The sequence below is a fragment of the Paraprevotella clara YIT 11840 genome, from assembly GCF_000233955.1.
GTDB lineage: Bacteria > Bacteroidota > Bacteroidia > Bacteroidales > Bacteroidaceae > Paraprevotella > Paraprevotella clara.
The window spans coordinates 361,004-375,559 of sequence record NZ_JH376597.1; the positions used below are offsets into that span (position 1 = coordinate 361,004).

8 protein-coding genes are annotated in these 14,556 nt (G+C 50.2%); 6 read left to right on the top strand and 2 right to left on the bottom strand.

Features of this window, described 5'->3' with window-relative positions:
• Positions 1 to 59: 59 nt before the first annotated feature.
• The 6 genes from gltB to HMPREF9441_RS07725 all read left to right on the top strand — a co-directional run bounded on the left by gltB (position 60) and on the right by HMPREF9441_RS07725 (position 10,899).
• A complete protein-coding gene (gene gltB, locus HMPREF9441_RS07695; protein WP_008619880.1) occupies positions 60 to 4,595 on the top strand; it encodes a glutamate synthase large subunit in 4,536 nt (1,511 codons plus the stop codon).
• Between the two features lie 31 nt (positions 4,596 to 4,626).
• Positions 4,627 to 5,991: a glutamate synthase subunit beta gene (locus HMPREF9441_RS07700; RefSeq protein WP_008619882.1), complete on the top strand. Its 1,365-nt coding sequence runs from the start codon at positions 4,627 to 4,629 to the stop codon at positions 5,989 to 5,991.
• Complete coding sequence (gene asnB, locus HMPREF9441_RS07705) at positions 5,979 to 7,712, top strand: asparagine synthase B (protein ID WP_008619883.1); 1,734 nt, start codon at positions 5,979 to 5,981, stop codon at positions 7,710 to 7,712. Before HMPREF9441_RS07700 ends, asnB begins: the two co-directional genes overlap by 13 nt.
• Entirely contained in the window at positions 7,709 to 8,515 is an 807-nt protein-coding gene (gene dapF / locus HMPREF9441_RS07710) for a diaminopimelate epimerase (protein WP_008619884.1), read from the top strand. The genes asnB and dapF overlap by 4 nt, the downstream gene beginning before the upstream one ends.
• A gap of 15 nt (positions 8,516 to 8,530) precedes the next feature.
• The gene (locus tag HMPREF9441_RS07715; RefSeq protein WP_008619898.1) at positions 8,531 to 9,760 is read left to right on the top strand and encodes an LL-diaminopimelate aminotransferase; all 1,230 of its coding nucleotides are present in this window, start codon (positions 8,531 to 8,533) and stop codon (positions 9,758 to 9,760) included.
• A 605-nt stretch (positions 9,761 to 10,365) separates the two neighbouring features.
• Positions 10,366 to 10,899 carry a hypothetical protein gene (locus tag HMPREF9441_RS07725; protein ID WP_008619900.1) on the top strand — a complete coding sequence of 178 codons (534 nt, stop codon included), beginning with the start codon at positions 10,366 to 10,368 and terminating at the stop codon, positions 10,897 to 10,899.
• 644 nt (positions 10,900 to 11,543) lie between these two features.
• On the opposite strand, the gene HMPREF9441_RS07730 is transcribed toward HMPREF9441_RS07725, so the two are convergent.
• Together HMPREF9441_RS07730 and HMPREF9441_RS07735 are read right to left on the bottom strand one after the other, a co-directional pair.
• On the bottom strand, positions 11,544 to 12,434 hold the full coding sequence (locus HMPREF9441_RS07730; protein ID WP_008619902.1) for a hypothetical protein: 891 nt from the start codon (positions 12,432 to 12,434) through the stop codon (positions 11,544 to 11,546).
• A gap of 11 nt (positions 12,435 to 12,445) precedes the next feature.
• Entirely contained in the window at positions 12,446 to 14,542 is a 2,097-nt protein-coding gene (locus HMPREF9441_RS07735; RefSeq protein ID WP_244949681.1) for a S8 family serine peptidase, read from the bottom strand.
• Positions 14,543 to 14,556: the final 14 nt, after the last annotated feature.

Here is a 14,556-nt window from a genome sequence, read left to right on the forward strand (position 1 = left end):
ATTATTATTTTTGCAAAACAAAATGACGCTATATAATAAAATATCATTGCATATAGATTATGAAACAAGAGAAACAAAATCCTTTTATCAAATACAACGGTATTAAAGACGCAAAGGTGCACATCCACAAGACAAGCGGATTGTACGATGCCTCGAACGAACATGACGCATGTGGAGTAGGCATGATTGTGGACATCCACGGCAACAAATCCCACGAATTGGTGGACTCAGCCCTTAAAGTGTTGGAAAACATGAAACACCGGGGAGCGGAAGGCGCCGACAACAAGACGGGCGACGGGGCAGGCATCATGCTCCAGATTCCCCATGAATTCATCCTCTTGCAAGGCATCCCCGTACCGGAAAAAGGAAAATACGGCACGGGACTTGTCTTCCTACCCAAGGACGAGCAGGAGCAATCGCACATGCTGAGCGTCATGATTGAGGAAATAGAACGGGAAGGGTTGAACCTGATGCACTTGCGCAACGTGCCGGTCAATTCGTCCATCCTAGGAAAAGACGCATCGGCCACGGAACCGAGCATCAAACAGATATTCATAACCGGTTCTACCGATACGGAAAACTTGGAACGCACCCTATATATAATAAGGAAGAGGATTGAGAACCGCATACATCACAAAGATTTCTATATCGTATCCCTGTCGAGCAAGAACATCGTGTACAAAGGGATGCTCTCGTCGATGCAAGTGAGGGAATACTTCCCCGACCTGACCCAACCATACTTTACCAGCGGACTGGCCGTCGTGCATTCCCGTTTCAGCACCAACACCTTCCCGACCTGGAGTCTGGCACAGCCCTTTCGCCTGTTGGCGCACAACGGTGAAATCAACACCATACGGGGCAACCGCGCCTGGATGGAGGCACGGGAAAGCGTGCTTTCCACGCCCACGCTCGGTAACGTGAAGCAAATCAGGCCCATCGTCCAACCCGGCATGAGCGACAGTGCCTCGCTGGACAACGTACTGGAGTTTTTCGTCATGTCCGGCCTGAGCCTGCCCCACGCCATGGCCATGCTGGTGCCGGAGTCCTTCAACGACAAGAACCCCATCAGCGAAGACCTGAAAGCTTTCTATGAGTACCACTCCATCCTGATGGATCCATGGGACGGGCCGGCCGCCCTGCTCTTCAGTGACGGGCGTTATGCCGGAGGTATGCTCGACCGTAACGGCCTGCGCCCGGCCCGCTACCTGATAACGCGGAACGACATGATGGTCGTGGCCAGCGAAGCGGGTACCATCCACTTCGAGCCGGGAGACATCAAGGAAAAAGGACGGTTGCAACCGGGCAAGATACTGCTGGTGGACACCCAAGAAGGGAAAATATATTATGACGGGGAACTGAAAGCCCAATTGGCTGCCGCCAAACCTTACCGGCAGTGGCTCTCCACGAACCGTATCGAACTGGACACCCTGCGGAGCGGACGAAAGGTGGAAAACATAGTGGAGGATTACGACCGCCGCCTGCGTACTTTCGGTTATACACGCGAAGACATCGAACGCACGCTCGTCCCGATGGCAACGGGCGGGGCGGAGCCGACCGCTTCCATGGGGAACGACACCCCGTTGGCCGTGCTCTCCGACAAGCCCCAACTGTTGTTCAACTATTTCCGCCAACAGTTCGCCCAAGTGACCAACCCTCCCATCGACCCGATACGTGAGGAACTGGTCATGTCGCTGAGCGAGTACATCGGCGCCGTGGGCATGAACATCCTACTGCCGAGCGAAGCGCACTGCAAGATGGTGCGACTGCCGCACCCCGTATTGACCAACACCCAGTTGGACATCCTGTGCAATATACGCTACAAGGGCTTCCACACCGTGAAGCTCCCCATCCTGTTCGACGTGCACGGAGGGAAGGCGGCCTTGCAAGAAGCCTTGTCCGCCCTGTGCAAGCAAGCGGAAGCGTCCGTCGACGAGGGCGTGAACTACATCATCCTGTCCGACCGCGGAGTGGATGCCGCGCACGCAGCCATTCCCTCACTGTTGGCCGTAAGTGCCGTACACCACCATTTGATTTCCGTACAGAAACGTGTACAGACCGCCCTGATTATCGAAAGCGGGGAAATCCGCGAGGTCATGCACGCCGCCCTGCTGCTGGGCTACGGAGCAAGTGCCATCAACCCCTATATGGCTTTTGCCGTACTGGACAATCTGGTCAAGCGGAATGAAATACAGATGAACTACGAAACGGCGGAAAAGAACTACATCAAGGCCATCTGCAAAGGCTTGTACAAGGTAATGAGCAAGATGGGCATCAGCACGATTCGTTCTTACCGGGGTGCCAAGATATTCGAAGCCGTAGGACTCAGCGAGGAATTGCTGAAAACCTATTTCGGCACGCCGGTCTCTACCATCGGCGGCATACGGTTGGAGGAAATCGCAAAAGACTACACCGCCTTCCACGATGCAGGTTTCCGGCCCGCAGAGCCTGGGCATCTCCTGCCCCACATCGGACTGTTCTCTTTCCGCAAGGATGGCGAGCAACATGCTTGGACCCCCGAGACCATATCCTCCCTGCAAATTGCCACACGCCTCGGCAGTTACAAGAAATTCAAGGAGTTCACAAGGATGGCGGACGGGAAAAGCCGACCAATATTCCTGCGCGACTTCTTCGGGTTCAAGCGCAACCCCATCGACATCGACAAGGTGGAACCCGTGGAGGACATCGTCAAGCATTTCGTCACCGGTGCCATGTCATTCGGCGCCATCAGCAAGGAAGCGCACGAAGCCCTGGCATTGGCCATGAACGAACTCGGTGCCCGAAGCAACACGGGGGAAGGCGGCGAAGACAGCAGCCGTTTCCACGAAACGTACGAAGGCATCCCGCTTTGCAGCAAGACCAAACAGGTGGCCTCCGGACGCTTCGGTGTCACGACCGAATACCTCGTCCATGCCGAAGAGATACAAATCAAAGTGGCCCAAGGCGCCAAGCCGGGGGAAGGCGGGCAGCTTCCGGGTTTCAAAGTGGACGAAGTTATCGCCAAGACACGCCACTCCATTCCGGGCATCTCCCTGATTTCCCCACCGCCCCACCACGACATCTACTCCATCGAGGACTTGGCACAACTGATTTTCGACCTGAAGAATGTCAATCCGAAAGCCCGAATCAGCGTGAAACTGGTAGCTGAAAGCGGAGTCGGCACGATAGCTGCCGGAGTGGCCAAGGCCAAGGCGGACCTGATTGTTATCTCCGGCGCGGAAGGCGGAACGGGCGCTTCCCCGGCCTCTTCCATGCGCTACGCCGGCATTTCGCCTGAAATAGGACTGAGCGAGACCCAACAAACATTAGTACTCAACGGGCTGCGCGGGCAAGTACGCTTACAAACTGACGGACAGCTCAAGACGGGGCGCGACATCATCGGCATGGCCCTCCTCGGGGCTGAAGAATTCGGATTCGGCACTACTGTCCTTATCGTATTGGGATGCGTCATGATGCGCAAGTGCCACACCAACGCCTGCCCCGTCGGGGTGGCTACCCAGGACCCGGTACTGCGCAGCCACTTCCGCGGACATTACAAGTACGTAGTAAACTATTTCCGCTTCTTGGCCGAGGAGGTCCGTGAATACTTGGCGGAAATGGGATTCATGCGACTGGAAGACATCGTGGGACGCACGGACCTCATCGAACTGAAACCAGCGGAGAAAGAGACCAAAGCCGGACTGTTGGATTTCAGCCGCCTGCTACACAAGGTGGAAGGGAATGCTGCCATCCATCACGTATGCGGACAAAAGCATGAAATAAGCCACGTGAAAGACGTGGAAATCATAGCCTCAGCCACAGAAGCCCTCGAACATGGCAAGGAAGTATCCCTAGAATACGCCATCGCCAATACCGATCGCTCCGTAGGAGCCATGCTGTCGGGTGCCGTGGCCACACGGTATGGCAACGAAGGGCTGCCCGAACAAACCATCAACGTGAAATTCAAAGGTTCCGCCGGACAAAGCTTCGGGGCGTTTCTGGCCCACGGCATCTGCTTCAAATTGGAAGGCGAGGCGAACGACTACCTGGGCAAAGGGTTGAGCGGCGGACTGATTTCCGTGCGACCGCCCGTACGCTCCAACTTCGATGCGGAAAAGAACACAATTGCGGGCAACACGCTGCTCTACGGTGCCACGAGCGGCGAGGTCTATATCAACGGCCGGGCCGGCGAACGGTTCGCTGTACGCAACTCCGGAGCCATCGCCGTCGTGGAAGGTGTGGGAGACCACTGCTGCGAATACATGACCGGCGGACGCGTGGTCGTGCTGGGCGAAACCGGACGAAACTTCGCCGCCGGCATGAGCGGAGGCGTGGCATACGTTTGGGACAAAGACCACACGTTCGACTACTTCTGCAACATGGAAATGGTGGAACTTTCGCTTTTGGAAAACTCCACCTCACGCAAAGAGCTACATGAACTTGTCCGCCAACACTACCTTTACACCGGTTCGACCCTGGCCCGTACCATACTGGACGACTGGAACCACTACGTGGACGAGTTCATACAAGTCACTCCCATCGAATACAAACGCGTACTGGCAGAAGAACAGATGCGCAAGCTGCAACAAAAAATAGCTGACGTACAACGGGATTACTAACAGATTCGACAAACGACAAAAATAAAGAAAAATGGGAAACCCTAAAGCATTCCTTACCATACCGCGGCAGGAAGCCGGCTACCGCCCGGTACACGACCGCATCAACGACTTCGGCGAAGTAGAACAGACCCTGAATACCAGCGAGCGCAAGCAGCAGGCATCACGCTGCATGGATTGTGGCGTACCGTTCTGCCATTGGGCGTGTCCTTTGGGCAACCGTCCTCCGGAGTTCCAAGACGCACTTTACAAGGGCAAATGGGAAGAAGCGTACGAAATCCTGTCCCAGACCAATGATTTCCCGGAATTCACCGGGCGCATCTGCCCCGCGCTTTGCGAGAAAAGTTGTGTGCTGAAACTGGCTATCGACGCTCCGGTCACCATCCGAGAGGACGAGGCGGCTATCATCGAAGCAGCTTTCCGCGAAGGTTACATCAAGCCGCGAACTTACCCTCGAAACGGGAAGAAAGTGGCCGTCGTAGGTTCAGGTCCCGCAGGCATGGCCGCAGCCAACCAACTGAATCGCATGGGATATGAAGTGACGGTGTTTGAAAAGGACGAATATGTGGGAGGGCTGCTACGCTTCGGCATCCCGAACTTCAAACTCAACAAGGCCATCATAGACCGCCGCGTGGACATCATGGCCGCCGAGGGCATCACGTTCAAGACGAGCACGCCCGTCGACGTGGAACACCTGCCTGAAGGTTTCGACGCCTACTGTATCTGCACAGGGACACCGCAGGCACGCGACCTCGATATCCCGGGGCGCGACCTCAAAGGCATACACTTCGCACTAGAAATGCTCGCCCAACAAAACCGCGTCCTGGGCGGACAGGCATTCAGCAAGGAAGAACGCATAAACGCCAAAGGCAAACACGTGTTGGTCATCGGTGGCGGAGATACGGGAAGCGACTGCATCGGTACGAGCAACCGACAGGGTGCGGCCTGCGTCACGCAAATCGAAATCATGCCGAAACCTCCGGTAGGGCACAACCCGACCACACCATGGCCGCAATGGCCCGTGGTATTAAAAACCAGTTCCAGTCACGAAGAGGGTTGCACACGCCGGTGGAGCCTGACATCCAACCGTTTCATCGGCACGAAAGACGGCCGAGTTTGCGGTGTGGAAGTGGAAGAAGTGGAATGGATTCCCAGCCCGGACGGAGGCCGCCCCATCATGCGCCCTACAGGGAAGAAGGAAACTCTCAAGGCCGACCTCGTGCTGTTGGCCATGGGATTCCTCAAACCCCAACAGCCGACATTCGCAAGCAACGTTTTCGTGGCCGGAGACGCGGCCACCGGTGCCAGCCTCGTAGTCCGCTGCATCGCAGGAGGACGCAAAGCAGCCCAAGACATCAACGCTTACTTAACTAAAACCTTAACGCCATGTGTGGAATAACAGCTCTTTTCAACCTCAAACGACAAACGCCCGAATTACGAAAAAAGGCTTTGTCCATGTCCAAGAAAATCCGCCACCGCGGGCCGGACTGGAGCGGCATTTATTGCGGCAAGACAGCCATCTTGTGCCACGAACGCCTTTCCATCGTCGATCCGCAAAGCGGCGGGCAGCCTCTTTTCTCGCCCGACCGTAAACAGATACTGGCCGTCAACGGGGAAATCTACAACCACCGCCAAATCCGTGAACAGTATGCCGGACGATACGACTTCCAAACGGGCAGCGACTGCGAGGTCATCCTCGCGCTCTACCAAGACAAAGGCATCCATTTCTTAGAAGACCTGAATGGAATTTTTGCCTTCGCCCTTTATGACGAAGAACAGGACGATTTCCTGATAGCCCGCGACCCCATCGGAGTCATACCTTTATATATAGGACATGACAAGGACGGCATCCTATATCTGGCTAGCGAACTGAAAGCACTTGAAGGTTTCTGCGACGAATACGAGCCGTTCTTGCCGGGACATTACTACTGTGGCAAGGAAGGGAAAATGACGCGCTGGTACACCCGCGATTGGATGGACTACTCGAACGTGAAGGACAATTATACCCCTGACGCCTGTAACGCTACAAAAGTCACGGACTGTGGAAACAGTTATTCCGTACAGGTAGAAGCCGTGCGCGATGCCTTGGAAGCCGCCGTGCGCCGCCAACTGATGAGCGATGTTCCCTATGGTGTGCTGCTCTCCGGCGGATTGGACAGTTCCGTCATTTCAGCCGTAGCGCGGAAGTTTGCGGCACGCCGCATTGAGACCGACGGGCAATCCACGGCGTGGTGGCCGCAACTCCACAGCTTCGCCGTGGGACTGAAAGGCGCACCGGACTTGGCCAAGGCCAGGGAAGTGGCCGACCATATCGGTACCGTACACCATGAAATCAACTACACCATTCAAGAGGGTTTGGACGCCGTGCGCGATGTCATCTACTACATCGAGACCTACGACGTGACCACCGTGCGCGCCTCCACCCCGATGTACCTGCTTGCCCGCGTCATCAAGAGCATGGGTATCAAGATGGTGCTTAGCGGTGAAGGGGCCGACGAGGTATTCGGCGGTTACCTCTATTTCCACAAGGCACCGGACGCACGGGCCTTCCACGAGGAAACTGTGCGCAAACTCTCCAAACTGCACCTTTACGACTGCCTGCGGGCCAACAAGTCCCTCTCGGCATGGGGAGTGGAAGGACGCGTACCTTTCCTCGACAAGGAGTTCCTCGACGTGGCCATGCGGCTCAACCCGTCCGCCAAGATGTGTCCGGGCAAGACCATCGAAAAGAAAATCGTACGTGACGCTTTCTCCTGTCTCTTGCCCGAAAGCGTGGCCTGGCGGCAGAAAGAACAATTCAGCGACGGTGTGGGATACAGTTGGATTGACACATTGAAGGAAATCACATCACAGGCCGTCAGCGACGAACAGATGGCACATGCCTCGGAACGGTTTCCCATCAACCCGCCCATGAACAAAGAAGAATACTATTACCGCAGCATCTTCGAAGAATATTTCCCGAGCGACAGCGCAGCCCGAAGCGTACCGAGCGTACCGAGTGTAGCCTGCTCCACAGCCGAGGCTTTGGCTTGGGACACCTCCTTCAAAGGACAAAACGAACCGAGCGGACGAGCCGTAAACGGAATACATGAAGATGCTTACTCAAAAACAGAGATATGAAGATAGAATTTACCAAAATGCACGGAGCTGGCAACGACTATATCTATGTCAACACCCTGAAATATCCCTTGGTGCAGCCCGAAACATTCGCAAAAGAATGGAGCAAACCGCATACCGGCATCGGGAGCGACGGACTCGTCCTGATAGGACCGTCCGAGAAAGGAGATTTCAGCATGCGTATTTTCAACGCCGACGGTTCTGAAGCCATGATGTGCGGCAATGCCAGCCGCTGCGTCGGCAAGTACCTGTATGAATACGGCCTTACCGATAAAAAGGAAATTGCCTTGGAAACCCTTTCCGGAATAAAAACCTTATATTTACACTTACAAGGCGAGAATGTGGATTCGGTAACCGTAGACATGGGAGCTCCGCGCGACATTCGTACCGTGGATTTAGGAAACGGCTACCTTTTCCGTGAAGGTACAACCGTAAACATGGGCAACCCGCACCTGGTGATTTTCACCCACGACGTTTCTGCTATTGACTTGCTTTCCGAAGGTCCGTCCATGGAACATCACCCGCTGTTCCCGAACCGCGTCAACGTGGAATTCGCCCAGATTTTACCCGACGGGAATATCCGGATGCGTGTATGGGAACGAGGCTCCGGTATTACACAGGCCTGTGGAACAGGAGCGTGCGCCACGGCCGTAGCCGCAGCTTTCACCGGACGTGGCAAAGGCAAGACCGACATCATCATGGACGGAGGCACACTCACTATCGAATACCAACCGCAAAACGACCGGATTCTGATGACCGGTCCAGCCACAAAAGTATTCGACGGAACAATAAATATGGATAGATAAAAACAACATAGCATTATGGCATTAGTAAACGAACATTACCTCAAACTGCCGGGAAACTATTTATTCTCGGACATCGCCAAGAAAATAAACACGTTCAAAGTGACCCATCCTGGCAAAAGGCTCATCCGTCTGGGTATAGGGGATGTGACCCGTCCGCTGCCACAGGCATGTATCACGGCCATGCATAAGGCCGTGGACGAAATGTCCAAGGCTGAAACATTCCATGGATACGGACCAGAGCAAGGCTACGATTTTCTGATTGAAGCCATCCTCAAAAATGATTTCGCTTCTCGCGGCATCAGCCTGAGCCCTACCGAAATCTTCATCAACGACGGTGCCAAAAGCGACACCGGCAACATCGGTGAGGTCCTGCGTTGGGACAACAGCATGGGCGTGACCGACCCCATCTATCCGGTCTACATAGACAGCAATGTCATGTGCGGACGATCCGGCGAATTGGGGGAAGACGGGAAATGGAGCAATGTCACCTACCTGCCCTGCACGGCAGAGAACCATTTCATCCCGCAAATCCCCGACCGGCGCATAGACATCATCTACCTGTGCTACCCCAACAACCCTACCGGTACCACCCTGACTAAGGCCGAACTGAAGAAATGGGTGGATTACGCCTTAGCCAACGACACCCTGATTTTCTTCGATGCTGCATACGAAGCCTACATCCGTGAAGACGATGTTCCCCACTCCATCTACGAAATCAAGGGTGCAAAACGTTGTGCCATCGAGTTCCGCAGCTTTTCCAAGACGGCAGGGTTCACTGGCGTACGCTGCGGTTATACGGTAGTACCCAAAGAACTGACAGCCGCCACGTTGGATGGTGAACGCGTCTCCGTCAACAAACTATGGAACCGCCGCCAATGCACCAAGTTCAACGGCACGAGTTACATCACCCAACGCGGAGCGGAAGCCATTTATACGGCGGAAGGCAAGGCGCAAGTGAAAGCCACCATTGACTATTATATGGAAAACGCACGCATCATGCGCGAAGGCCTGCAATCTGCCGGATTCAAGGTCTATGGCGGAGTCAATGCGCCCTACATTTGGCTGAAAACACCCGATAACACGGGTTCCTGGCGTTTTTTCGAGCAACTGCTATACGAAGTAAACGTAGTCGGCACACCGGGCGTAGGCTTCGGCCCCAGCGGCGAAGGCTACCTCCGCCTCACGGCTTTCGGCGAGCGCGAAGACTGCATCGAAGCCATGCGGCGCATCAGGATGTGGATATAAATAGAAACTTTTATATCCCAACCACTACATAAATTAAGTTAAAAGGATTCCGCTCTTTTGTTCAAAAGACAAAAGAGTGCGTATCTTTGTATTATAATGAAACATTTTCAAAAAATCATACTGTCATTCCTATTTGCAGCCATTACATTTCTAATTTCTGCCAATACGAACGTTTTCCGTGAACAAAATCCGGAAAGTAAAAAAGTATATGCCGAAAATGTACACAAACAGCAAGAGTTACACACGGTAAAACCACAAGTCTTATTCGATGGGGAAATTTCACCGGAAATCGTATGGGCGCGGATATTGACAGCCCAACCTACACGTTCTCTGCAAACTTCCCATTTACAGACTTTGCAATACCTGCCATTCCGCACCCAAAAACTATTGTCTGCACAATACGGAATGAGCACCAATGGCAAACAATTCGAAACGGCAGCCCCATTCGACTGTCAACCTTCATGCGAATACTATGTGTTCGCTTTATGCCGCCTACTCATTTAGCGAGATTTCCTTATCCGGTTTATAGACAGACTGGCAAAAGTTCATTTTGCCAGAAAAGTCGCGTATTATCTCATCATGTTTTATTTCTAAATTAAAAAGATATGGAAAATCAAGCTATAACCCAACGTCCTAACGAACGGGACATCCAAAAAAGATTCAATTCACGCAACGCTATCTCATCCAACATACTGATAGTAATAGGCGTTTTCATGGTATCGCTCACCCTTACGATGCACACCACAGACAGCAATATCCTTTCGCTCGTCCTCATGGTGTGTGGAGGAAGTATGGCCATTTATGGTATGATACGGATTTTGAGTCATGCCTCCAGAACCGTATATGCTCCTACCGGCAGTACAATTAAAGAATACCATCTATACTATTCACCGGAACATTTTGATACTTTGCAACATATCATTGATGCCAATGGGGTTCCCGAATGTATTCCGGTAAGTCAGGCGGACAATACTACAGTCCGATTGGATATCCTCATGTCGGAAGATAAGAAGTTTGCCCGGTTACAGTTATTGAAATACGAAAACTATATTTTCCATCCGGCCACGGACATGTTCTTTTATTCAACACCTGAGGCCGGAAGAATCCATGAACTTATTACAAACCACCGGAAGGAATAAACACAGCCAAACCGGAACCTCACACGACAAGGGAGTGTGCCATGAGGCACATTTCCTTTTTTACTTTCCCAGAAGTCCCTCCGCTTCCTTTTTTGCCCTCTTTACTTTTGCCGAACCTTTCACAGGACTATAGATATTCAGCAGGGATTTTTTTGGAAACTATAGAAAAGCAAATAGTATACCATCCAACCGGAATACCATCACATTTTGCCTCCCTCCCAAGAGTTTTGCAAAAAGTGCCTTCATCTTTCATCCCAAATCCCAACTTTCTGTCATACAACTCGTTATAAAATGAAGGATGTTTCAGGAATCTTTCAGCTTCCTTTCATTGCAGAGAGTGAAAAAGTTCTGCGCCGAATGATGTTTCAATCTCAGCCGAATGATTTTCCAATCTCAGCCGAACGATTTTCCAACCACAGCCGAACGAAATGATGTTTGGCTGAAAGATGCCGGAACATCCTTCAGTCCGTAACACCAATATTATGAAAAGGTTACCATGCATCCTGAAAGATGAAAGCACTTTTTGCAAAATCCCAGTGTAGGGAGACGCCCAATCGGCAGAAAGGACAATAACCCCCGTTGATTGCCTGCTGTTTCTTAATCCCAACTAAATTTCTACAACCCCAACATAAGTTTAAATCACTTCATTGCACAATATCATTAAATACACATTCTAACTGTACGTCATCTGTTATCTTATCTATCACAGAAACCACATAAGAAGTACGCGGCTCACCAATAAGAGAAGGAGTGAATTTATGCGTCACTTCATAAAGGTATGAAACAGGTGACAAGGGAGTGATTTTAAAATCAGGATCACTCACGACAAAAACTCCGTCAAATTTACGTTTCCATAATATTACAGAATACCGGCTATAATCCACTGTAAAAAAGAACGGATAATTCCAAGCCTCAGGCCACTGTATATAATTATACAAGTCCGGTATCATGCGTATCAAAGCAAATTCCCTGTCCTCCATATTAAAATCCGGTGTTGACAGACCTTCTCCTAATATCTCAGTACTATACACAAGCCCCAAGCCACGTTCACCATCTATGGAAAGCGACACGCCTCCCGGTACAGAAAACTTAACATATTTTCCACAGATCAAACGAACGGAAGAAGCATCAGAAGGAGAATAGAAGTAATCAAATAAATATTCAAACCGACCGGAAGCATATACCAACGTATCCTGTTTAACATAGTACGAAGGGGAATGAAGTTCTGCACAACCTAACAGATAAGTATACCTTTCAAAATCCAAATCATCAGGAATCAGCAAGGAGTCCGGCAACCACGTTGAAAGTTCATCGCGACTGTCAATTCGCATCACTTTGTTTCGCTCCAACGACGGAAGCAAAGAAGAGAAAAAGGCTGAATCTTCGGAGTTCATCGTCATTGGTACAATATCCCCTTGTTGTGGAACTATATTCTCTGCATCTCCTTCTGAAAAGCCGAAACCACAATCTTCATTACAGCCGAACAAACACCAACACAATGAAGCTATCAGGAACAAAAAGCTATATTTTTTCATGTCTGATAAATTTAATATTTTTTAATCATAATTCTATCTGTAAATACAACCCGGCCAGCTTCCACCATATTAAGTATATAGTTTCCATCTGGCAAATCTGATACGGAAATTTTAATCTCTTTAGACAAAGGATCAACCTCAACAGTCTTCACTTTGTTCTGCAAAGAGTAAATCTCAACCCGTAAAGACGAAACATCACCTACCTTTTCCTTCGTACCCTTTACGGACTTCTTAATCGTTAACTCTTGACTAACGATATTGCCTTCCAAGGAATAATATGGTAAAGAAAATCCTATGGGAACATGCGCTCTCATACTATAAACTTCCTTTTTGCCTCCCCCACCAATAATCTTTGTTGACGGAACATTTCCATTCATCACATACTTGGCCTCGACATCAAAAGGGGGGATGACACCTAAACCGTTCCCCTTAATTTCCATAATAAAATATTCCCAACCCACCATCTCAACAGTATAAGACTCTATGTTGCACATGTCTTGGTTGGCAATAGTCCATTCCACGTCACATATTTCAGGAACTTTCAGCCCCATCACATCCAAAATAACCCAACCACCGACTCGGCGGTCATTATATCTGATAATCTCCGACACTTTCAATTGAGGCAATAAATCCTTGGCTGCCTGTACAGCACGTCCGGCATCAATCAAACCGTATCCCGTTTTGGAATTCCAAGAGCCGTACGGATAAGTTATGCCATAACCATATCCATCCAACTTCACACAAGTGGAGTCTATTGTTGCTTGTAATTGTTCCACATTCAACAAAGGGTTTACAGTTAGCATTAATGCGGCTAGGCCGGACACATGAGGGCAAGCAAAAGAAGTACCTGATGCATCGGAATACACATTCCCCTCGTACCAAGGAACTGTCCCTAACAATTGTCCTCCTGGTGCTACAACATCTAATTTTTCTCCGTATCCAGAACCTTCGAACCATTGAAAAGATTGGTTTATAGATCCTACACAGATAATCGAATCATTAGCATATGCCGGATAGTTTATGGAATTATGATTTCCACTGGCAAAAGTTACAATTGAACCAAAGCCATTACGTCCTTCGTTCATTGCATCATGTATAGCCTCTTCAAGTAAAGCACTATGCAATACATCATAATAAACTCCTGCTCTATCGCCCCATGAATTATTAATGATATGTGCTCCATTTCTCCATGCCCACGAAATACCAGTTGCCAGCTCTTCAGATAAGGTTTCTGATGATTCAAGATTATGACTTATGGGTAAAAGTGTCACATTGGGAGAAATACCTGAAGTATATTTCCCGTTTTGAGCAGCAGCAATCATTCCTGCTACAATAGTTCCATGATATTTAATACATTTTGAATGATTAGCATCAACTTTATAATATACATTTGCCTTACCTCCCGTCATTGCATCATATCCATCCAATACTCTCGGCAATTCCACATGATTAGGTTCGACTCCCGTATCTAGCACTGCAACGACAATATTACTATCCCCTTTGGTAATTTCCCACGCATCACAACCATTCACAGCCTGCAAATTCCATAAAGAATTGGTGTTCCACGCAGGCTCATCTATACAATCGGGCTGAAAATCGAACATGAATCCCGGGTCGACATCCGCCACCCGACCCGTTTCGAAGCAACGGTTAGACATCTCTATCGAATTTCCGGCAGAATGGAGTGAAGTGGACAGGACATACCACAACGGCATTTGTTCCACCTGACGTTCCACCTTGCAACCATTTTCCTCGGCAAACGTCTTAAGGAACAAAGTATCACATTCAGACTTTAACTTCACATAAAACAAACGGGATACCGGCGTTTCAGACGGAAAAAGAACCGGTTCTATGGCCAATATGTCCGATGGCAACGAACTATTACGTGCTTGCAAGATTTTTATAGAGTCCTTTTCCACTACATTCCAATTTTTACCAACATCACTTCCTGCACTACGTAGCAACAAAGGAGGAGTGTCTCTAAATACCGTACACTTGGTTGAATCCAAAGCAATCCCTATTTTCTTGCCTTTATAATAATAGTAAGTCTGCGCCTGAACCGTACTTGCCCAAACAAATAGTGACATCAATATACATTTCACATTCACGGCGTTATATTTTT